The 19,646-nt window shown below is 66.5% G+C and carries 21 protein-coding genes; 7 read left to right on the top strand and 14 right to left on the bottom strand.

All coding sequences use genetic code 11. The annotated features are described in order from the left end of the window. The first annotated feature begins 78 nt into the window (after nt 1-78). Both R2N16_RS21300 and R2N16_RS21295 read left to right on the top strand, forming a co-directional pair. On the top strand, nt 79-819 hold the full coding sequence (locus tag R2N16_RS21300) for a hypothetical protein (protein WP_316668350.1): 741 nt from the start codon (nt 79-81) through the stop codon (nt 817-819). Nucleotides 820-940: 121 nt separating this feature from the next. Beyond that, nucleotides 941-1,111 carry a hypothetical protein gene (locus R2N16_RS21295; RefSeq protein WP_004634685.1) on the top strand — a complete coding sequence of 57 codons (171 nt, stop codon included), beginning with the start codon at nt 941-943 and terminating at the stop codon, nt 1,109-1,111. Nucleotides 1,112-1,133: 22 nt separating this feature from the next. On the opposite strand, the gene R2N16_RS21290 is transcribed toward R2N16_RS21295, so the two are convergent. The 6 genes from R2N16_RS21290 to hemA all read right to left on the bottom strand — a co-directional run bounded on the left by R2N16_RS21290 (nt 1,134) and on the right by hemA (nt 6,223). Further along, nucleotides 1,134-1,772: a UbiX family flavin prenyltransferase gene (locus tag R2N16_RS21290; protein WP_316668347.1), complete on the bottom strand. Its 639-nt coding sequence runs from the start codon at nt 1,770-1,772 to the stop codon at nt 1,134-1,136. Between the two features lie 19 nt (nt 1,773-1,791). Beyond that, the gene (gene grxD / locus R2N16_RS21285; protein ID WP_009241977.1) at nt 1,792-2,103 is read right to left on the bottom strand and encodes a Grx4 family monothiol glutaredoxin; all 312 of its coding nucleotides are present in this window, start codon (nt 2,101-2,103) and stop codon (nt 1,792-1,794) included. Between the two features lie 68 nt (nt 2,104-2,171). Continuing rightward, nucleotides 2,172-3,074, bottom strand: a complete 903-nt coding sequence (gene prmC, locus R2N16_RS21280) for a peptide chain release factor N(5)-glutamine methyltransferase (protein ID WP_316668343.1) — start codon at nt 3,072-3,074, stop codon at nt 2,172-2,174. A 97-nt stretch (nt 3,075-3,171) separates the two neighbouring features. Then, complete coding sequence (locus R2N16_RS21275; protein ID WP_316668341.1) at nt 3,172-3,540, bottom strand: hypothetical protein; 369 nt, start codon at nt 3,538-3,540, stop codon at nt 3,172-3,174. A gap of 183 nt (nt 3,541-3,723) precedes the next feature. Further along, nucleotides 3,724-4,806, bottom strand: a complete 1,083-nt coding sequence (gene prfA / locus R2N16_RS21270; protein ID WP_316668340.1) for a peptide chain release factor 1 — start codon at nt 4,804-4,806, stop codon at nt 3,724-3,726. A 109-nt stretch (nt 4,807-4,915) separates the two neighbouring features. Continuing rightward, the gene (hemA, locus tag R2N16_RS21265) at nt 4,916-6,223 is read right to left on the bottom strand and encodes a glutamyl-tRNA reductase (protein WP_316668338.1); all 1,308 of its coding nucleotides are present in this window, start codon (nt 6,221-6,223) and stop codon (nt 4,916-4,918) included. Nucleotides 6,224-6,445: 222 nt separating this feature from the next. Between hemA and R2N16_RS21260 the strand changes: the two genes are divergently transcribed. Then, on the top strand, nt 6,446-6,688 hold the full coding sequence (locus R2N16_RS21260; protein WP_316668337.1) for a GlsB/YeaQ/YmgE family stress response membrane protein: 243 nt from the start codon (nt 6,446-6,448) through the stop codon (nt 6,686-6,688). A 29-nt stretch (nt 6,689-6,717) separates the two neighbouring features. On the opposite strand, the gene R2N16_RS21255 is transcribed toward R2N16_RS21260, so the two are convergent. The 5 genes from R2N16_RS21255 to R2N16_RS21235 form a co-directional block, all read right to left on the bottom strand. Beyond that, complete coding sequence (locus R2N16_RS21255; protein ID WP_316668336.1) at nt 6,718-8,676, bottom strand: response regulator; 1,959 nt, start codon at nt 8,674-8,676, stop codon at nt 6,718-6,720. A gap of 26 nt (nt 8,677-8,702) precedes the next feature. Next, the gene (locus R2N16_RS21250) at nt 8,703-9,170 is read right to left on the bottom strand and encodes a response regulator (RefSeq protein ID WP_316668334.1); all 468 of its coding nucleotides are present in this window, start codon (nt 9,168-9,170) and stop codon (nt 8,703-8,705) included. A gap of 26 nt (nt 9,171-9,196) precedes the next feature. Beyond that, entirely contained in the window at nt 9,197-11,485 is a 2,289-nt protein-coding gene (locus tag R2N16_RS21245; RefSeq protein ID WP_316668332.1) for an ATP-binding protein, read from the bottom strand. Between the two features lie 339 nt (nt 11,486-11,824). After that, nucleotides 11,825-12,919 (bottom strand): redox-regulated ATPase YchF, encoded by a 1,095-nt coding sequence (gene ychF, locus R2N16_RS21240; protein WP_316668330.1) that lies wholly within the window; start codon nt 12,917-12,919, stop codon nt 11,825-11,827. A gap of 118 nt (nt 12,920-13,037) precedes the next feature. Further along, a complete protein-coding gene (locus R2N16_RS21235) occupies nt 13,038-13,931 on the bottom strand; it encodes a DMT family transporter (protein WP_316668328.1) in 894 nt (297 codons plus the stop codon). A gap of 466 nt (nt 13,932-14,397) precedes the next feature. On the opposite strand from R2N16_RS21235, the gene R2N16_RS21230 reads away from it, so the two are divergent. Beyond that, a complete protein-coding gene (locus R2N16_RS21230) occupies nt 14,398-14,775 on the top strand; it encodes a flagellar protein FliT (protein WP_092975627.1) in 378 nt (125 codons plus the stop codon). 31 nt (nt 14,776-14,806) lie between these two features. On the opposite strand, the gene R2N16_RS21225 is transcribed toward R2N16_RS21230, so the two are convergent. Genes R2N16_RS21225 through R2N16_RS21215 form a run of 3 tightly spaced genes read right to left on the bottom strand, consistent with a single transcriptional unit; the run spans nt 14,807 to nt 16,043 of the window. Then, nucleotides 14,807-15,280, bottom strand: a complete 474-nt coding sequence (locus R2N16_RS21225; RefSeq protein ID WP_316668324.1) for a lytic transglycosylase domain-containing protein — start codon at nt 15,278-15,280, stop codon at nt 14,807-14,809. 24 nt (nt 15,281-15,304) lie between these two features. Beyond that, nucleotides 15,305-15,643, bottom strand: coding sequence for a hypothetical protein (locus R2N16_RS21220; protein ID WP_316668321.1), 339 nt, complete (start codon nt 15,641-15,643; stop codon nt 15,305-15,307). Between the two features lie 10 nt (nt 15,644-15,653). Then, nucleotides 15,654-16,043, bottom strand: a complete 390-nt coding sequence (locus tag R2N16_RS21215) for a hypothetical protein (protein WP_316668319.1) — start codon at nt 16,041-16,043, stop codon at nt 15,654-15,656. 365 nt (nt 16,044-16,408) lie between these two features. On the opposite strand from R2N16_RS21215, the gene R2N16_RS21210 reads away from it, so the two are divergent. From R2N16_RS21210 to acuI, 3 genes are all read left to right on the top strand, one after another. Continuing rightward, on the top strand, nt 16,409-17,704 hold the full coding sequence (locus R2N16_RS21210; RefSeq protein WP_316668317.1) for a UbiH/UbiF family hydroxylase: 1,296 nt from the start codon (nt 16,409-16,411) through the stop codon (nt 17,702-17,704). A gap of 46 nt (nt 17,705-17,750) precedes the next feature. Next, a complete protein-coding gene (locus R2N16_RS21205; RefSeq protein ID WP_316668315.1) occupies nt 17,751-18,497 on the top strand; it encodes a DsbC family protein in 747 nt (248 codons plus the stop codon). A gap of 78 nt (nt 18,498-18,575) precedes the next feature. Then, a complete protein-coding gene (gene acuI, locus R2N16_RS21200) occupies nt 18,576-19,592 on the top strand; it encodes an acrylyl-CoA reductase (NADPH) (protein ID WP_316668314.1) in 1,017 nt (338 codons plus the stop codon). Nucleotides 19,593-19,646: the final 54 nt, after the last annotated feature.

Below are 19,646 nucleotides of genomic sequence, written 5' to 3'. Positions count from 1 at the left end.
CCGGCAGTCAGAACCGCTTTCCGGTGCACCGGGATTCCCGCGTGGCACACTCTCGGCTCTTTCCTCCATGGAGTTCGCATGACCTGCTGGACGCGCCGCGCCGCTGCAACTGCTGCGCTTGCCCTCTCGACCTCGTTGCTCGCGCCCGTGGCGTTTGCTGCACCTGCAGCCAAGGCCGCTCCCAAGGCCGCAGCGCCAGCCAAGACTGTGCGCGACCCGGGCGACGTAGCTGTGCTGCTCGACGCCTTCCCGCTCGGCAAGCCGCTGCGCAAGCTGCCCTCGTGCGAAGACGTACGCGCGAATGGCGGCAAGGATGTCCGCGAATACTGCTCCGACGCGCTTGAATCGCATGGCCGCACGCGCTCGCTGGGTGTGCCACAGGCATCGCGCCCCGAGCTGATGGATGGCCCGCAAGCGGTGCTGCTGATGGACCAGGATGGCAACGTCGCCGGCATGTTCGTGCCGACGCGTGGCGTGGATACGGAGCAACGCGTCTTCCAGGCCCTGTCCGATCGCTATGGCAAGCCCGCGCAGGAAGGCAAGGCGCCGCTCAAGCTCAAGTCTGGTAAGACGGTGGATTCGCTTCGCGCACGTTGGGCCGGCCATCAAACGATCATCACGATGTACGCGATTCCCGAAGAGCCGCAGAACGGCACGGTGGAATTCCTGTGGGCGCCGCGCGCCGGGGCGGTCATGGACCAGATGCGTACAGAAGTGGACCCGAATGCGCCCAAGCCGGCTGCTGCGTCGGGTGTGGCGGCTTCCACGCCCGCCGCGACGGCCAAGCCAGCCGCAGGCAATCCGGCGCCTAGGCAGTGAACTTACGGACACGCGTTCGTAGTTTTCCGTTACATCGCTTACACCCGCATGACGCCGGCGTCGCCCGCACCGGCTTATAACGTCCACATGGCCTCACTAGCGGGGCCGAAGGACGCTAATCATGAAAATCGTGGCTCTGGCCTTGTTGGCCGCGACGCTTGGGGGTTGTGCGGTGTATCCGGCACCGGTGGCCGTGGCACCTGCGCCAGTCTATGCGGCACCGGCTTATCCCGCCTACTACGGCGGCTATTGGGGCGGACCGTCGGTGTACTTCAATTACCACCACCGCTGATCGGCAGTGGGCTGATCCGCGCTCAGCCCGTTGAACGCAGACCCTGCCAGCTCGGCGCCAACGTCTGCGGCAAGCCGAGCAGGTCCAGCACGCGTCCGACTGTGTGGTCGACCAGGTCGTCGATCGTCTTGGGGCGCTGGTAGAAACCGGGCACGGGCGGGAACACGATTCCGCCCATCTCGGTGACGGCCGTCATGTTGCGCAGGTGCGCCAGATTCAACGGCGTTTCGCGCACCATCAGGATGAGGCGGCGGCGCTCCTTGAGCGTGACATCGGCAGCGCGGGCAATGAGGTTGTCCGACAGGCCGTGCGCGACGGCCGCCAGCGTCTTCATCGAACAGGGCGCCACCACCATCGCTTCCGCCGCAAACGAGCCGCTGGCGATGGTCGCGCCGATGTCGCGCACGTTATGCACGACGTGCGCCAGCGCTTCCACTTCTTCGCGTGCCATGTGCAGCTCGTGCTGCACGTTCATCAGGCCAGCGGGCGACATCAGCAGGTGCGATTCCACGCCTGCGGACGCTTCTCCGGCCGAACCTTGCAGGCCCTGCAGAATTTGCAGCAGCCGCACACCGTAAATTGCCCCCGATGCCCCCGTAATCGCCACGATGATGCGGCGCACAGGTGGCGTCTGAGCTGGGGCGTTCAGGGTCGCGGTCATGCTGAAACGAGAACGTGGTTCAAGCTGCCAGCAGCGGCTGCAGTTCGCCGCTCTGGTACATCTCCATCATGATGTCCGAGCCGCCGATGAACTCGCCCTTGATATAGAGCTGCGGAATGGTCGGCCAGTTGGCGTAGTCCTTGATGCCCTGGCGGATTTCATCGTCTTCCAGCACGTTGACGGTGTGTGGCCGGTCTACGCCGCAGGCCTTCAGGATCTGGATGGCGCGGCCCGAGAAGCCGCACATCGGGAATTGCGCCGTGCCCTTCATGAAGAGGACGACGGGGTGGCCTTTGACGATCTGGTCGATCTTTTCGTGCGTGGTGCTCATGGGGAGACTCGATTTGGTGAGGGGCGGCAGCTGGGTTTCCGCGCTGACATCCACATTGGAAAACCCATCTATTTTAGCGAGGAACGCGCACCGGCGTTTTGATCCAGCCATTGCCCGCCGCTGCAGCGGTCGTGGCCGGCCAGGTCTTGCGCGGTGAAGACGTTGGCGAAGCCGGCGCCGCTCAGCAGCGCGCGCACGGGTTCGCCCTGGTCGTAGCCATGTTCGAGCAGCAGCCAACCGCCGCAGACGAGCCGCGCTGGCGCCCCCGCGACGATGCTGCGCAGATGGCGCAGGCCGTCATCGTGGTCGGTGAGGGCGCCGGCGGGTTCGAAGCGTAGGTCGCCCTGGTCGAGGTGCGCGTCGGTGGCAGCGATGTACGGCGGGTTGCTGGCAATCAGGTCGAAGGCGGGCGGCGCATCGGTTTCGGCCAGCGCGCTGTACCAGTCGCCCGGCGCCGCACGGACGTTGACGGCGCCCAGCGCCTTGGCGTTGTCTATCGCCACGGCCAGCGCATCAGTGGAGGCATCGGTGGCCCACACGCGTGCGTCGCGCCGCGCCAACGCAATCGTGATGGCGATGATGCCGCTTCCCGTGCCCATGTCCAGTACGGCGGGCGCGTCGCGTTCTTCGAGCCGGTCCAGCGCCTGTTCGACCAGCAATTCTGTATCGGGACGCGGGATCAGCACGGCTGGCGTCACCTTGAACGTGCGGCCAAAGAATTCACGTTCGCCCAGCAGATAGGCCATCGGCTCGCCGGCCAGGCGGCGTGTGGCGAGTTCGCTGATCTGCGCACGCGCGGCGACGTCGATGGCGCAGGTGTCTTGCGTGATGAGTTGCACGCGCGACAGGCCCGTCACGTGCGAGACCAGCATGCGTGCTTCCAGCGCAGGCAAGCCGGCACGTGCCAGCGCCGTCAGCGCGTCGGCCACGCGAGGCAGGGTTTCGGGCGAAATGACGGGAGCAGACGACACGGCAACAGGCCAGCAGCGAAGATCGGGCGCACAAAATAACACGGGCCCGGCCGATGTGGCGCGGGCCCGCGAGCGGGTCGGTGCGGTTGACCGGAGCTTACTGCTTGGTCGCGTCCTTGACCTTGTTGGCCGCTTCCTTGGTGGCGTCAGCGGTCTTGTCTGCTGCAACCTTGGCCGCATCGGCCGTCTTGTCTGCGGCGCTCTTGGCGGCATCCTTGGCCTGCGACAGGGCACCCGATGCCGAGACCTGTGCATCCGAAGCGGCTTGCGAGAGTTCCACCTTGGCGGCGTCGGCGGCCTTGCTCACAGCGGTGCCGGCGTTGTCGAGGGCCTGTTTGGCGGCGTCCTTCGATTGTTCCATTGCGCTCTTCGCGGCTTGGTCGGTGGCGTCGTCTTTCTTGCCGCAGGCGGCCAGGCCCAGTGCGAGGGTGGTAGCGACAGTGATGGCCAGCAGTTGGGTACGCATTGCGATTCTCCTAATCGTGATGTTGCCGCGCTTGTTGGTGAATGCGCGCCGAATGCGACCGGCTACGCACTCGGCGTGATCGAGATCGATTATAGGAACGCGAGACCGGCTCGCCATCGCGCAAAGCTGTATCAAACGCAAGCGGATGTTACGGAGCGCGCGCTTTTTAACGATCCGGCGCGCTCAGGCGTCTTCGCCCAGCGCGGCGAGCTGCTCTGCCTGGTGCTCCGCAGCCAATGCGCCCACGAGTTCGTCGATGTCGCCGTCCATGATCGCGTCGATCTTGTACAGCGTGAGGTTGATGCGGTGATCGGTCACGCGGCCTTGCGGGAAGTTGTACGTGCGGATGCGGTCGGAGCGGTCGCCCGAGCCGATCAGGCTCTTGCGCGCGCTGGCTTCCTTGGCTTGTGCCTCTCGCTCCTGACGATCCTTCAGGCGCGCAGCCAGGACTTGCATGGCGCGGTCCTTGTTGCGGTGCTGGCTGCGGTCGTCCTGGCACTCCACCACCAGGCCGGTCGGCAGGTGGGTGATGCGCACGGCCGAATCCGTCTTGTTGATGTGCTGGCCGCCCGCACCGGAGGCGCGGAATGTATCGATGCGCAGATCCGCCGGGTTGATCTGGATGTCGGCCAGCGCATCGGCCTCCGGCATGATCGCCACGGTGCAGGCGGACGTGTGGATACGCCCCTGCGCCTCGGTGGCTGGCACGCGCTGCACGCGATGGCCGCCCGATTCGAACTTCAGGCGCGAGTACGCGCCTTCGCCCACCAACCGCGCGATCACTTCCTTGTAGCCGCCAAGATCCGACGGCGATTCGCTCACGATCTCGACCTGCCAGCGCTGCCGTTCGGCATAGCGCGTGTACATGCGCAACAGGTCACCTGCGAAGAGGGCGGATTCATCGCCGCCCGTGCCGGCGCGGATTTCCACGAAGATGTTGCGATGGTCGTTCGGGTCCTTCGGCAGCAGCAGGCGCTGCAACTCGCCTTCGAGTGATTCCATGCGCTCACGCGCCGCGCGGAGTTCATCTTCCGCAAACGCCTTCATGTCCGGATCGGCCGCCAGCTCCTGCGCGGTGGCGATGTCTTCCTGCGCCTGCTTCCACGCGGCAAATTGTGCGACCACGGGCTCCAGCTCGGCGTGTTCGCGCGTGAGCTTGCGATATTGGGCGAGGTTGGCGGTGGCGTCTTCACGCGCGAGCAGCGCGTTGATTTCGACGATGCGCTCGGCCAGTTGGTCGAGCTTGGACAGCATGCTGGGCTTCATTCGGGCAGTCGCGGAGGGAAACGCTGGAAGCGAAGGCGGCGCATGATACCGCGCCAAGAGTTGCGCGCCAGGAGTGAAAACATGCGGCGCGCGTGCGATGCGCCAGCCGCTAGCGCTCGGAGTGGCTGGATTGGCGGAACAGCGCCGGCAGGACGTCGATGAGCTGTTCGCGGCCTTCCCCCTGCGCATGGTTGAGCGCATGCGTCGGGCCGTGGAGGAATTTCTTGGTGAGCGCCTGCGACAGCGCTTCGAGCACTAGCGCCGGGTCATCGCCGCGCGCGAGCATACGCTGGGCGCGTTCCAGTTCACCCTGGCGCAGCGTTTCGGCCTGCGCATGCAGATCGCGGATGATGGGCACCACGCTGCGCGCATCGAGCCAGTGCATGAAGTTCAGCACGCGCGTTTCGATGATGGCCTCGGCCTGCGCCACGGCGGCCTGACGCAGCGCGTTGCCTTCGCGCACGATGGCGCCCAGGTCGTCCACGGTGTAGAGGAACACGTCGGACAGGCGTGCGACTTCGGGTTCGATGTCGCGCGGTACGGCCAGATCGACCATGAACATCGGGCGGTGGCGGCGCTGCTTGATGGCGCGCTCCACGGCGCCCAGGCCGATGATGGGCAGCGTGCTGGCGGTGCACGAGACGACGATGTCGAAGTCAGCCAGCTTGGTCGGCAGTTCGGCCAGGCGCACGGCGCGGGCGTTCAGGCCCTGATTCGACAGCGATTCGGCGAGCTTCTCGCCGCGTTCCAGCGTGCGGTTGGCGATCACCACCTCGCGCGGCGTCTGCGCGGCGAAGTGGGTGGCGCACAGCTCAATCATCTCGCCCGCACCGATGAACAGCACACGCTGTTCCGCAATCGATTCGAAGATGCGCTGCGCCAGGCGCACAGCGGCTGCGGCCATCGACACGGAATGCGCGCCGATCTCTGTCGTGCCGCGCACTTCCTTGGCCACCGCAAAGGTGCGCTGGAATAGCTGATTCAGGTACGTGCCCAGGGCGCCCGCTTCGGTGGCGGTGCGCACGGCGTCTTTCATCTGGCCGAGGATCTGCGTCTCACCCAGCACCATGGAATCGAGCCCGCTGGCTACGCGAAACGCATGACGTACGGCAAGCGATTGGCCGAGCGAATACACATGCGGAGCGAGTTCGTCGGCGTCGATGTTGTGGTGCTGTGCCAGCCAGCGAATCGCATGCTCATGCGCGGTCTGCTCGGGCAGGTTGCCGTCGGTGGCGCAGTAGATTTCGGTGCGATTGCAGGTGGAAAGGATGGCGGCTTCCGCCGTGTTTCTGAGATGCGGCAGGTGCTGGCGCAGCGTGCCCAGGGCGGGCTTGAGCTGCTCGAGCGGAAACGCCACCTTCTCGCGCAGGGAAAGCGGCGCAGTGTGGTGGTTGATTCCGAGCGTCAGCAACTGCATGTGGGGCGGCCGGTAAAAAGGGAACGGCACGAATTTTGAGCACTTTGCATTATAACGCCCGACCCCCGGCTGAGCAGGAGGCAGGTCAAATCTGGTGGCATGTATGGACGAATGTCGATTATTCGTCACGCGCGAGCCGGTGTGCCGCCGTGGCCTTCTGCACCGTCCTGCGCTAAGGTACGCGTCCAATTGAATCGCTCTTGGGCAAGACGGAGAACAGGCATGGGGTGGATCGGGCCGCTGTGGATCGGGGTGGCAGTGGGCGTGGCGGCGCGTTGGCTGCATCCCGCAGGCAAGCGCCTGGGGTGGTTGGCGGCCCTGCTGACCGGGGGGATTGGCGCGCTGGTTGGTTACTACAGCGGCCAGTTCGTCCACCTGTATGCCGATGGGCAGATCATGGCGTGGACGGCCGCTGTGGTGGGCGCCATGCTGCTGCCTGCCGCATGGGGCCTGTTGCGCCGCTAGGGCGAGTCCCTGCGGCATTCTGGCGCGGCTCAGCTCGCGCCCACGCTGGCGGTTCGGGCGTCGCGCGTGGCCAGGTAACCGGCCAGCAGGGTTTCCAACCGCTTAAAGTCCACCGGCTTGGTCAGGTGATCCGTGAAGCCCGCGTCGCGGCAGCGGGCGATGTCTTCTTCCATGCCATAGCCGGTAATTGCGATCGACGGGGCGGCTTGCCGCTCGGCAAATACGCGCACCACGTCCAGGCCGCTGCCGTCCGGCAGGCCAATATCGCTGATCAGTAGATCGAATGTGCCCGATTCAGCGGCTTGCATGGCCGTGCGGGCGCCATTGGCCACGGCGACGCTGTGGCCGAGGATCTCCAGCATCTGCGACATGGCTTCTGCCGTATCGGCGTTGTCCTCCACCAACAGCACGTGCAGGCCGCACGTCGGTTGGGCGCGTGGCACGGGCGGTGCGGGCGGCGTTTCGGGCTGCGCCATCTCGGTGGCCAGCGGCAGCGTGAGCGTGAACGTGGCACCCTCGTGGCGGCCGGCGCTCTCGGCGATCAATGAGCCCTCGTGCTTCTGCACCAGCGCATAGGCAATCGCCAGGCCCAGGCCGAGTCCGCCAAAGCGCTGCGTGATCGATGCATCGGCCTGCTCGAATGCCGAAAAGATGCGCGGCAGTGCGTCGGGCTCGATACCGATGCCGTTGTCTTTCACGGCCACGGCCACGGTCGATGGCCCCGGGTTCCAGACGCGCACCTCGATGGCGCCGCCTTCGGGGGTGAACTTGACGGCGTTGCGCACCAGGTTCCAGATCACCTGCTGAATGCGCGCGCCGTCGGCAAACAGTCGGCTGCGGCCCGCCTCGAAGCGCGTCTTGAGCGACAGCCGCTTGGCCTGCATGTCGTTGCGCGACATCTCGAGCGTGCTCTCCAGCAGCGGATACAGGTCGACCCGTGCAAAGCTCACCGCGAGCTTGCCGCGCGCAATGCCAGTGATGTCGAGCAGGTCGTCGATCAGGCGCGCTTCCAGCTCGGCATTGCGGCGTACGACTTCCAGCTGCGCGACCGCATATGCCGGCAGGTCCTGGCGCAGTTCCAGCAGATGCACGGCGGTCAGGATGGGCGTGAGCGGGGTGCGCAGTTCGTGCGAAAGCACGGCGAGGAAGTGATCCTTGGCGTGGTTGGCGGTCTCGGCTTCTTCCTTGGCGCGGCGCAGGGCGTCGGCGGCCATGCGTTCTTCCGTGGCGTCGCGGATGATCTTGGAGAAGCCGACCAGTTGCCCCGTCTCGTTGTGGATGGCAGTGACCACGCTGGACGCGTAGAACGGGGTGCCGTCCTTGCGCAGCATCCAGCGGTCGTCGGCGAGGCTGCCTTCGCGCCGCACGCGTTCGAGCTTGCGCTGGAATTCACCGGCCTCGCGCGCGGCTTGCGGATACAGAATCTCGGCCGACTTGCCGAGAATGTCCTCGCGCGCATAGCCGAGGATGCCGCGCGACGCCGCGTTCCAGGTGCGCACGATGCCTTGCGGGTCAAGCGAGAGCACGGCGTGCTCCTTGAGCGCGTTGATCAGCAGGCGGAAGTGCGTTTCCGCTTCGCGCAGGGCGGCTTCGGCGGCGATGCGCTGGCGGCGTTCTGCCGCTTCGGCCAGCGCCCGCAGCAGCACCACGGGCAGGCGCTGCAGGCGCTGCTTGATGACGTAATCGGTGGCGCCGCGCTTGAGCATGTCCACCGCGTGTTCCTCGCCCAGCGCGCCCGATACGAAGATGAACGGCGTTTGCGGCGCCATGCGGCGCGCAATGTCCAGCGCCTCCGCCCCGGTGAACATCGGCAGCATGAAATCGGCCAGGATGGCGTCGAAGGTGCGTGCGCCGAGCTGTGCGACGAAGTCGGTCTCGTTGTCCACGAGCACGGTGTCGGCGATCAGGTTGGCGGTTTCCAGACGCGCGCGCGTGAGTTCTGCGTCGAGCGGATTGTCTTCGACCAGCAACAGTTGCAGATTGGGCATGGCGGCGAATGCTCCGGATGGGGCGGCTAGCTCGCCGGCAGCAACGTGCGGCGAACCCGGGTCGAGCCGGGCGGCGGTTCGTTGAGCACAGCCCAGAACACGCCCAGATCGGCAATCGCATCGACAAACGCGCGGAACTCCACCGGCTTGACCACATAGGCGTTGACACCCAGTTCGTAGCTGCGCAGCAGGTCGGCTTCCTCGCGCGACGAGGTGAGCATGACCACCGGCAGGCTCTTGAGCTCGGGCGTGGCGCGAATCTCGGCCAGCACTTCCAGGCCGTCGACCTTCGGCAGCTTCAAGTCGAGCAGCACCACGGCGGGGTTGCCCGGTACGCGCTGCGCGTAGAGGTTGCGCGCGTGCAGGTAATCCAGCGCTTCGGCGCCGTCGCGGGTGACGACCACATCGTTGGCGAGCTGGCTACGCTCCAGCGCCAGCAGGGTCAGCTCGAGGTCGTTTGGGTTGTCTTCAACGAGCAGGATGGGTTTGAGCATGGTGACAATGAACGTGGAAAGAACGATCAGGTATCGCGCGTCACGGGTATGCGGAGGCCGGCCCCGGATGCTGCCTGCGGGGCGGGCGTGCGTGGCAGCGCGAAGTAGAACGTCGCGCCGTGGTCAAGCTCACCCTCGGCCCAGGTGCGGCCGCCATGGCGATCGATGATGCGCCGGACATTGGCCAGGCCGATGCCGGTGCCCTCGAACTCGTCCATGCGATGCAGCCGCTGGAACACGCCGAACAGCTTGGCCACGTATTCCATCGAGAAGCCCACGCCGTTGTCGGCAATGCGCACGATGGTTTCGGCGTCGGTCTGTTCGGCGTCGATATGGATGCGCGCCGGATCACGGTCACGCGTGTATTTGACGGCGTTGGAGAGCAGATTGCGCATGGCCAGTTGCAGGAATGCCGGGTCGGCGCGCACCACCGGCAGCGCGGCAATGTGCCATTCAATATGGCGGCGCCCCTGGTCTGACGCCAGATCGCGCACGACGCCGCGCACGAGCTGCGCGAGGTCGACATCGGTCAGGCGAAGCGCGCCGCGGCCCATCTGCGAGAAGGTGAGCAGATCGTCGACCAGCTTGCCCGCAAAGCGCGACGATGCAGCGATCGTCTGCAAAAAGTGCCGCCCGCGCGCCGAGACGTGATCGCCCTCCATCTCGTCCAGCAGTTCGGCATAGCCGGCAATGTGGCGCAGCGGCGCGCGCAAGTCATGCGATACGGAATACGAGAACGCTTCCAGCTCGCGGTTGGCGCGCCGCAGTTCGCTGGTCAACTCCGCGGCTTCTTCAGCGCGGCGCAGCACGATGTTGAGGATGGCGTAGCGGAACTCCGCAGCGGTTTCCACTTCGCTCGTGCGCCACGGGCGCGAGGTGTGCGCGATGTGCTCTTGCCAATGGCGCGTGCGGCCGAGCACGTGCTCGGCATCGTGGTCGGTGGCCAGGCCCGGGGCGTCGCCCGTCCAGCGCACGGTGTGCGGGGTTTCGGGGCGGAACCACAGCACGTAATGGCGATGCAATTGCGAAACTTGTACAGCCAGCACGCCGCTGGCCTGGGGCAGCAGTGCGGCGCCGTCCGGATAGGTGGCGGCCAGACGGTCAGTGTGGAAGACCTCGCCGGGCCGCTCGGTGGCCAGCCATTCGGTCAGGCGCAGGATGCTGTCTTCGTCAGGCGCCGCGCCGATGCGCACGCAGTCGCCCTGGCGTACGATGGCCGCGCCGCCGGCCGAGGCAAAGCGCAGCAGCTCGGCGGGATGTTCGAGCAGGCCTTCCTGGAAATGGTCGCGGTCGGTCATCGCGGCCAGCAGGCGTACCAGGATGCGCCGCAGTTCCAATCGGTGGGCGATCTCGGCGCGGTCTTCCTTCGCTTCGATCTGTAGCGAAAGAATCTGCGCCAGGTGTTCGCACGCCGCGCGCACTTCAAACGACAGCGAACACGGCGTCGCATGGTGGCAGGCGATCAAGCCCCAGAGATTCCCGCGTACCGTAAGCGCCAGCGTGAGCGAGGCCTTCGCGCCCATGCGGCGCATGGTTTCGCGCTGCGCACTGGAAGCAGCGCGCAGGGCCGCGTACGACAGATCAGTCGCCCGCCCGGTGGACGGATGCAGCGGCGGCACCAGGCTCACGGGTGTGTCGTCGACGTCCGCTACCAGGCGCAAGGGGTTGTGGCTATACAGGCTGTGCAGTTCAGGCGTCATACCGGCGCCAGGCAAGTGTGTGCCGACCAGCGTGTCATAAGCTTCGTCGCGCGCTTCGGCCAGCGCCTGCAAGGAGCCATCGCGGTCAATGCGGTAGATGGTGGCGCGGCCAAAGTTGGTGAGGCGGCGGACTTCGCGCGCGGCCAGGTCCGTCAGCGCATCGACAGTGCTTACGGCTTGCAGGCTGGCGACGAAGGTGCGCACCAGCGGGTACATCGACGCAAACGCGCCGTCGGCCGCACGCACGGCAGGTTCCAGCTCCAGGATCAGCGCGCCTTGGTGTCGGTGCATCACTGCATCGAGCGCGTGGCCGTGCGGCGCCTGCAGCGTGCCGATATACAGTGGATGGCCGTCGATGCTGTGTGTGCCCAGGGCTCGCTCCAGCACCTCGCGGCCGGCGGTGCCGATCACACGGTCGACCGGCGCTTGCAGCGCGGTGGCCAGTGGCGTACCCAGGGCGGCCTCCAGGTTTTCGCTCGCCTGGTGGATGCGTAGATCGGGTTCGGACAGGCACAGCAGCACCCCGCGCGACTGGATGGCAGCGTTGCTGCCAATCCTGGGCGAGGCGTCGATGTCGTCAACGACGGACAAGGGCGGAGGCGATTGCGAACTCATGGCGTTGGGCGAGTGCGCCGCCCCCGCGGGCTTGAGCCGAATGCCTGGCGGGGGCGGCGGGCTGCCCCGGGCGGAAGCGGCCTGCCGGGGTTCAGCGTATCCGCCGTGGCCTACGCAACCGGCGTGCCCGACACGTGAAAACGCGCGACGATGTGTCCTCCGCGAAGCACGCAGGCCACCTTATCGCCCATGCGCGCGTGTAAAAAAGTGATGCCAGGCCACCTCAACGTTACAAGGCGGGACAGCGTCCGGTTTGGCTTGGTGTGGTGCCTGGCCCGCGCGTCGCCCATGAAAAAAGCCCCGCATCACTGCGGGGCTTCTTCGTTGGCTTTGCGCTGTTCAGACGTTGAACAGGAAGTGCAGCACGTCGCCGTCCTTGACGATGTATTCCTTGCCTTCGGCGCGCATCTTGCCGGCTTCCTTGGCACCTTGTTCGCCCTTGAACTGGATGAAATCGTCGTACGAGATCGTCTGGGCGCGGATGAAGCCACGCTCGAAGTCGGTGTGGATGGCCGCAGCGGCGCGCGGGGCCGTGTCGCCGATGTGGATCGTCCAGGCGCGCACTTCCTTCACGCCGGCGGTGAAGTAGGTTTGCAGGCCCAGCAGCTTGAAGGCCGCGCGGATCACGCGGTTCAGGCCCGGTTCGTCCATGCCGATGTCGGCCAGGAATTCGGCCTTGTCGGCGTCATCCAGATCCGCGATTTCCGCTTCGATGGCGGCGCACACGGCCACCACCGGCGAATTCGTCTGCGCAGCGTAGTTGCGCACGGCGTCCAGGTGCGGGTTGTTCTCGAAGCCGTCTTCGCGCACGTTGGCAACGTACATGGTCGGCTTGGCGGTGATCAGGCACAGCGGCTTGAGCGTTGCCCATTCGTCGTCGGTCAGGTTCAGGCCGCGCACGGGCTTGGCTTCGTCCAGCACCTTCTGCGCCTTTTCGAGCACGGCGACCAGCTTGGCGGCTTCCTTGTCGTTGCCCGACTTGGCGGCCTTGGTGTAGCGCTGCAGCGCCTTTTCGACAGTACTCAGGTCAGCGAGGGCCAGTTCGGTGTTGATGACTTCGATGTCGGCGATGGGGTCGACCTTGCCGGCGACGTGGATCACGTTTTCATCTTCGAAACAGCGCACCACGTGGGTGATGGCATCCGTCTCGCGGATGTTGGCCAGGAACTGGTTGCCCAGGCCTTCACCCTTGGAGGCGCCCGCCACCAGCCCTGCAATGTCGACGAACTCGACCACCGCCGGCAGCACGCGCTCGGGCTTGACGATGTCGGCCAGCGCTTGCAGACGGGCGTCCGGCACTTCCACCACGCCTACGTTGGGCTCGATCGTGCAGAACGGATAGTTCTCGGCAGCGATGCCGGCTTTGGTCAGGGCATTGAACAGGGTCGATTTGCCGACGTTCGGCAGACCGACGATGCCGCATTGGAGGCTCATGGTGAAAAAGGCTCTAAATCAAGGGGTTGCGTGACGCGGAGGCGGCGGCAGCACAGCGGAATCCGGGCTGTGCGCGTTGTTCACGGAAAGGCGAGATTGTAACCGCTCCGGGTGAGGTCTAGCCCCGAGATGCCACTTCGGCGCGCTTGCGCTGCGTGCGGCTGGCCAGCACCAGGGCAATGCCGCCGAGGATGGCGGCGGAGGCGGCCGCCAGGCGCGGCGTGAGCGGCTCAGCCAGGAACAGCACGGCGCCAAACGCCGCAATGGGCGGCACCGACAGTTGCACTGCTGCAGCGCGGATCGCCGACAGCCCCTTGAGGGCGGCGTACCAGATCACATAGCCGACGCCCGAAGTGACTGCGCCAGAGGCGAGCGCCAGCAGAATGCCGGACGCGCTGGCGTGAGCGCGGCCATACAGCACTGCGCTCAGGGCGAGTGCCATGGGCGCGGCGCGCAGGAAGTTGCCCGCGGTGGCGCCCAGGGGATTGTCGAGCCCGCGCCCGCGCAGCGAATACCCGCCCCAGGCGGCGCCCGCCACCGTCATCAACGCGGCACCCAGTGGCGTCGGGGCCGTCACGCCGGGCGATACGAGATAGACGAGCCCACCCGCCGCCAGCGCAAAACCCGCCCAGCCAAGCGGCTCAAACCGTTCGCCCGCCCGCAGGCCGGCGACCAGCATGGTGAGCTGCACTGCGCCAAACAGGATCAGCGCGCCGGTGCCTGCGCTCAACGTCAGATACGCAAACGAGAAGAACGCGACATAGAGGAACAGCATCGTCGCGGCGGCCCAATCCACGCGCGCGGGCGGCGCCCGGCTGGCGGCTGCCCGCGCAAGGATGGCCAGCACGATTGCGCCCGAGATCAGCCGGATGCTGGAAAAGCTTGCCGCATCGATGGCCGCGTGCTGCAACGCCAGCCGACACAGCAGCGAGTTCGACGCGAACGCCACCATGGTGATGCTGGTCAGCAGCACCGTGCGCAGGGCGAGTTGCCCCTCGTTGGTCTGGTCCATGTGGGTTCTCATGCCGTGGGCCGTCTGTCTCCCAGAGGCGCCGGGCGCCAAGAACGGGCACGCCGGCCAGCAGTGCCACGCGTCCTCAGTCGCACCGCATGTCGGGTAAGCGTCACCAACCCGGGCCGCACCGGCTGGAAGGCGCGTTGACGGCGTGATGCCCTCATTCTAGAAAGCGCCTCCGGTCAGACAAGGGACTTCCTGGCGGCGGGCGCAAGGGCACAGGGCGTGAAGGCGTTACGGAGGGCTGTTACGCGTTACGTTCCAGAAACGTAACAACTTCGGCTGGAGAGGCCATCTTTCGGGCCCGCGAGGCTTGCGACCAGACACCCTCCGTATCCTGCGAGGCCAAGCCGGCAAAGGCTTGAGCGCTGTTTCCGCGCGCGTTGGAAACGGCTTCGCCACCGCCGGGCATGCCTATTGCACTGGCTTCCCGCAAACAACACGTTTGACTCTGGAGCACAGCATGTCCTGGACCGTCGCCACCGCCGCCCGCCCGATCCATACGGTTTCCGACAGCGCCGGCCTGTTCGCCTGCTACGAGGCCATCGCCAGCCTGTCCGAAGACATGGTGGACGCTGCCGAACGGGGCGATTGGGACGAAGTGAGTTTGCTGGAACGCGAATGCGCAGCCCACATGGAGCGCCTGGGCCACGGCCTGCGCCCGGCCCTGTCGCACGAAGAAGTGCAACGCAAGCGCGATCTGATGATGCGCATCCTGGCCAACGACGCCCGCGTGCGTGCGCTGGTCTGCCCGCGCCAGGATGAGCTGATGCGCCTGGTGAGCGGCGAGCGCCGCGCCATCGGCGCACGTCAGGCGTACGCCGCTGTCTCGTACTACTGATCGACCGAGCGGTTCCGGGGCCGGACCCGATTCAGCGGTCGGCCCGCAGTTCTCCCCACGACACCAGCACCCGCTGGATGCTGCGCGCATAGGCGTCGCGGTGGACAGGCGTCTCCGAGTGGTACGCGCCAATCGCGCGCCACGTGTTTCCATGGCGCACCATCTTTTGCTTGAGCAGCCAGGCCGCCACAAACACGTTGACGCAGGCGTCGGTCAAGGCACGGCGCGGCACGCCGTAGCGGGCGAGCGTACTGAAGTGGATCGAGTTGATCTGCGCCTGACCGATGTCCACCGAGCCATCAGCGTTGCGGTGAATGGCGCCCGCATCGCCCTTCGACTCAAACCACACGATCGCGCGCAGCACCGTCGGGTTGACGCCCTGATAGGTGCCGGCCTGCTCGAAGCAATCGCCCGAGGCGGCGTGCGCAGCCACGCTGGAGGCGGCCAGCACAAGCGCCGCGCCAAGGCGGCTCCAGTTCAAGCGAAGAGGGCGGGCGAGGGGCATGACGGCTCCGTCGGCAATCGTTGATTACTTCTGCAGGGCCGCTTCAAGCTGACGCTCGATACCGGCCAGATACGTGTGCGATGCCTCCGACACCACCATGCGCGGCACCGGTTCGGTCGCCTTGCGCCACTGGGTGGTCACGACCTTGCGTTTGCCGCCGCGCGTGTGCGCCGCGGGCGCGGGTTCGATTTCGGCGCCGCCGCCGGGCGGCAGCATCGCCAGCGAGGGCAGGGGCGGATAGACGCGGTCGGGCGCCGCGGCTGTCGCGGGCATCAGCGCATCGGGTGGCGCGGCAAAGGCCGATGCGGCCGGTACCGTGAGCAGGCCGACGGTGAGCGGGAAGAGCAGATGGGTCATACGCATGACATTCCTCTTAATCCTGCGTGCGGATCGTCACGCTGTATGGCTGGCTGGCGCTGACGGTCAGGTTTTCCAGGCGGACGTAGCCGGCGCGATGTGCGGGCACACCGTTCCATAGCGCCTGGTTCAGGTAGCGGAAATCCTGCGCCAGTGCGGCCACCTGGATCGTCGCTGGCCGTTTTTGCGCAGCGGCCAGCGCGCCGGCCTTGGTGAGCACAGCGGTGAGTTGCGGGTCATGCGCACCCAGTGCATCGGGCGGAATGGCGAAGGTCATGACTTCGCCTGTGGGCGCGGTGCGCGCCACGGGGGCGGGCGTCTGGGCAGGCATTTGCGCACAGCCGGCCAGTGCCAGCAGCGCGAGCAGCATCAGCGACACGGCGGAGCGTTCGGAAAAAGTCCACATGGCGATGGAGAATGCGTCGATCGGAACCGCACTGTATCGGCGGGTCGCGCGTATCAAAACCTCGAATTACCCAGCTTTTATCGTCCATCCCGACGGATGACTTGAGTGCCTGCGCTACGGTGGAAATGGCATCACATTGCGGGTTTGCAGGCAGGCGAAGCCTCTGGCACATATGCGGCGCAAGAGTCACATTGACGTACCAAATATGCCCTGCACGCCGCAATGGGATCGTGTGATGCCTTCGCCTGGCGCTCGGGCGGTCGGCGTAAACACCGAGCCGACGCGCGAATGCGCCACCTGCCTGTGGCGCCACATTTGCGCGGCCACAAGGCCGCAACACCCCCCGCCGCTATAATCGGCCCACCATGAATACACCCGCGTTTTCCTCTTCCAAGGCTGTTCACCGGGAGGCCGCGCCCTACCACCTGGCCGTGGTGGGCGGCGGCATCGTCGGGCGCGCCTGTGCGCTGCGGCTGGCGCAGATCGGCTTGCGCATCGCACATATCGCGCCGCCTGCCCCCGCGTCGGCACCCGCCGGGCCTGATGCCTGGGATGCGCGTGTCTACGCGTTCTCGTCCAGCTCTCAGGCGCTGCTGGAGCAGTTGCGCATCTGGCCGGCGCTCGACATGACGCGCGTGCAGCCTGTGCACGACATGCGCATCTTCGGCGACGACGCTGCCGCACGCGGCGAACACGCCCACCCCGACCTGCACTTTTCCGCCTACGCAGCCGGCACGCCGCAACTCGCGTGGATCGCCGAGTCGTCGCTGGTCGAGCGTGCGCTGGAAACCGCGCTGCGCTTCGCCCACACCGTGCAGACCTTTCCGCACGCCGCTACGGGCTTCGAAATGGAAGCCGACGCCGTGCGTCTGACGCTGGCGGACGGGCAGACGGTCCGCGCGGAATGCGTGATCGGCGCTGACGGCAAGAATTCGTGGGTGCGCCAGCAGGCCGGCATCCAGGCCGAAGCGAAGCCGTATCGCCAGCTTGGCGTGGTCGCCAACTTCCAGGCCGAGCACTGGCACCAGGACACCGCGTGGCAATGGTTCCTCGGCGCATCCGCCGAGCAAGCCGCCGCAGCGGATGAGGCCGCCCCGGTACGCGGCGAGATCCTCGCGATACTGCCCCTGCCCGATCGGCGCGTGTCGATGGTGTGGTCCGCCAGCGAAGACCACGCCCGCGAACTGCTCGCGCTGTCGCCGCAGGCGCTGTGCCGTGCCGTGGAAGCCGCCGCCGGCGGCGCCGTGGCCGCACGCCTTGGACGTCTGTCGAATATCACGCCTGCGCAGGGTTTTCCGCTCGTGCTGCAACATGCCAGCCGCGCAGTCGCGCCGCGCGTGGCGCTGGTGGGCGATGCAGCCCATGTGATCCATCCGCTGGCCGGCCAGGGCATGAACCTGGGGCTAAGGGATGTGTCCGAAATCGGCCGGGTGATGGCAGAACGTGAAACCATGCGCGATCATGGCGATCTGAGGTTGCTGCGCCGTTACGAGCGTGCCCGCCGCGAGGATCTGCTTTCGCTCACGGCCGCCACGGATGGTTTGCACAAACTGTTCGCCCTGCCGGGCGCGCTGCCCCGCACGGTACGCAACGCGGGGATGCGCATGGTGGGCATGACGCCATTTATCAAACGCTTGTTGATCAAGCGCGCACTCGGCTGAGGCAATATCAGCCGATTTGTGCGTTTTCGGGGTTCCAGGAGTCGTTATGTCGTTTCGTATTCGGGTGGCGGCCATCGCCTCTGCGGTGGCGGTGGCAGCCATTGGCGCGGGCTATGTGTTGAGCGCCGGTGCCGCCGAGCCCGCATTGGACAAGGTCAAGGCCACGGTGCAGAAGGCCCTGGGCCCGAACGTGGAGATCAAGAGCGTCACCAAGTCGCCGCTGGCCGGCCTGTACGAGATCAACCTCGGCAGCCAGGTCGTCTACAGCGACGCCACCGGCCGCTACGTGCTCAACGGCGACCTGCTTGATACGCAGACCGCCACCAACCTCACGCAAGAGCGCCTGGCCGAACTGAACCGCGTCAAGTGGTCCGACCTGCCGCTGGACCGCGCCGTGAAGTGGGTCAAGGGCAACGGCGCACGCAAGATCGCCGTGTTCTCCGATCCCAACTGCCCGTACTGCCACAAGCTGGAACAGATGCTCACGCAGGTTGACAACATCACGGTCTACACCTTCCTGTTCCCGATCCTGTCGGAAGACTCCAACACCAAGGCCAAGCAGATCTGGTGCTCGGCCGACCGTGCCAAGGCCTGGCGCGACTGGATGACCGCCAAGACCGCTCCGGGCGGGGCCGGCACCTGCGACACGCCGCTCGAAGCCAACCTGAAGCTCGGCCAGCAGCTCAACGTGACCGGCACGCCGGCAATCATCTTCCCGGACGGTTCGCGGGCCCCCGGCCTGATCGATGCGGCCACACTGGAGCGCAAGTTCGCCGCGCTCAAGAAGTCGTAATTCGCACGAAGGAAGCGCCGGTTGATCCGGCGCTTTTTCTTTGCGCACCCGCATTCACCACACCTTCGGAGACTTGGCATGTCGTTTCGCGCGCTGATGCTGGAAAAGCAGGATGGCGGGCCGCTGGCCCACGTCGTTGACCTGGATGACGCGGCGTTGTCCACACCCGAGGCGCTTGCCAACGACGTTACCGCGGGCGACGTGCTGATCCGCGTGGACTGGTCGACCATCAATTACAAGGACGGCTTGGCCATCACCGGCAAAGGCCCCGTCGTGCGCAAGTGGCCGATGGTGGCGGGTATCGACGGCGCGGGCGTCGTTCTCGATTCCTCGCACCCGGACTGGAGGACTGGCGATGCGGTCGTGCTCAACGGCTGGGGCGTGGGCGAGGTGCATTGGGGTTGCCTTGCCCAGCGGGCGCGGCTTTCCGGCGACTGGCTGGTGGCGTTGCCCGTGGGGCTCGATGCGCGGCAGGCCATGGCGATCGGCACGGCTGGCTACACGGCGATGCTGTCGGTGTTGGCGCTGGAGCGCGCCGGCGTGAAGCCGGGCGACGGCGAGGTGCTGGTGACGGGCGCCTCGGGCGGCGTCGGCTCGATCGCCATCGCGCTGCTCGGCAAGCTGGGCTACCGCGTGGTGGCGTCCACCGGCAAGACGGGCGAGGCCGATTTCCTGCAGGCGCTGGGCGCGACGGATGTGATCGACCGCGCCGAGCTTTCCGCCCCTGGCAAGCCGTTGCAGAAGGAACGCTGGGCGGCGGTGGTCGATTCGGTGGGTTCGCACACGCTGGTCAACGCCTGCGCGCAGGTGCGCTACGGCGGTGTGGTCACGGCGTGCGGGCTGGCACAGGGCATGGATTTTCCGGCCACCGTCGCGCCGTTCATCCTGCGGGGCGTGACCCTGTGCGGTATCGACAGCGTGATGGCGCCGCGCGCGCTGCGCCAGACCGCGTGGCAGCGCCTGGCCGCCGATCTGCTGCCCGATCGCCTGGCCGCCATCACGCGCGAAGTGACGCTCTCGGAGGCCATCGACGCTGCGCACGACATCATGGCCGGCAAGATGCGCGGGCGCGTGGTGGTCGACGTCAACCGATAGGCCGGCAAGCCGGTTTGCGGACGATTTGCCTTCGGCGGCGTGGGACGTCAACGC

This window comes from Ralstonia psammae, from assembly GCF_958405935.1.
Lineage (GTDB): Bacteria > Pseudomonadota > Gammaproteobacteria > Burkholderiales > Burkholderiaceae > Ralstonia > Ralstonia psammae.
The sequence above is the reverse complement of the archived record's forward strand: the minus strand, read 5'-3'. Positions and strand labels throughout refer to the sequence as shown.

Bases quoted from the DNA above. Each gene is read 5' to 3' on its own strand.
- acuI (WP_316668314.1), top strand. From the start codon at position 18,576: ATGTCGTTTCGCGCGCTGATGCTGGAAAAGCAGGATGGCGGGCCGCTG.
- prfA (WP_316668340.1), bottom strand. From the start codon at position 4,806: ATGAAGCCCAGCATGCTGTCCAAGCTCGACCAACTGGCCGAGCGCATC.
- R2N16_RS21220 (WP_316668321.1), bottom strand. From the start codon at position 15,643: ATGCGTATGACCCATCTGCTCTTCCCGCTCACCGTCGGCCTGCTCACG.
- ychF (WP_316668330.1), bottom strand. From the start codon at position 12,919: ATGAGCCTCCAATGCGGCATCGTCGGTCTGCCGAACGTCGGCAAATCG.
- R2N16_RS21225 (WP_316668324.1), bottom strand. From the start codon at position 15,280: ATGCCCCTCGCCCGCCCTCTTCGCTTGAACTGGAGCCGCCTTGGCGCG.
- R2N16_RS21260 (WP_316668337.1), top strand. From the start codon at position 6,446: ATGGGGTGGATCGGGCCGCTGTGGATCGGGGTGGCAGTGGGCGTGGCG.
- R2N16_RS21245 (WP_316668332.1), bottom strand. From the start codon at position 11,485: ATGAGTTCGCAATCGCCTCCGCCCTTGTCCGTCGTTGACGACATCGAC.
- R2N16_RS21255 (WP_316668336.1), bottom strand. From the start codon at position 8,676: ATGCCCAATCTGCAACTGTTGCTGGTCGAAGACAATCCGCTCGACGCA.
- R2N16_RS21300 (WP_316668350.1), top strand. From the start codon at position 79: ATGACCTGCTGGACGCGCCGCGCCGCTGCAACTGCTGCGCTTGCCCTC.
- R2N16_RS21235 (WP_316668328.1), bottom strand. From the start codon at position 13,931: ATGGACCAGACCAACGAGGGGCAACTCGCCCTGCGCACGGTGCTGCTG.
- R2N16_RS21295 (WP_004634685.1), top strand. From the start codon at position 941: ATGAAAATCGTGGCTCTGGCCTTGTTGGCCGCGACGCTTGGGGGTTGT.
- grxD (WP_009241977.1), bottom strand. From the start codon at position 2,103: ATGAGCACCACGCACGAAAAGATCGACCAGATCGTCAAAGGCCACCCC.
- R2N16_RS21250 (WP_316668334.1), bottom strand. From the start codon at position 9,170: ATGCTCAAACCCATCCTGCTCGTTGAAGACAACCCAAACGACCTCGAG.
- R2N16_RS21210 (WP_316668317.1), top strand. From the start codon at position 16,409: ATGAATACACCCGCGTTTTCCTCTTCCAAGGCTGTTCACCGGGAGGCC.
- R2N16_RS21230 (WP_092975627.1), top strand. From the start codon at position 14,398: ATGTCCTGGACCGTCGCCACCGCCGCCCGCCCGATCCATACGGTTTCC.
- R2N16_RS21275 (WP_316668341.1), bottom strand. From the start codon at position 3,540: ATGCGTACCCAACTGCTGGCCATCACTGTCGCTACCACCCTCGCACTG.
- hemA (WP_316668338.1), bottom strand. From the start codon at position 6,223: ATGCAGTTGCTGACGCTCGGAATCAACCACCACACTGCGCCGCTTTCC.
- R2N16_RS21205 (WP_316668315.1), top strand. From the start codon at position 17,751: ATGTCGTTTCGTATTCGGGTGGCGGCCATCGCCTCTGCGGTGGCGGTG.
- R2N16_RS21290 (WP_316668347.1), bottom strand. From the start codon at position 1,772: ATGACCGCGACCCTGAACGCCCCAGCTCAGACGCCACCTGTGCGCCGC.
- R2N16_RS21215 (WP_316668319.1), bottom strand. From the start codon at position 16,043: ATGTGGACTTTTTCCGAACGCTCCGCCGTGTCGCTGATGCTGCTCGCG.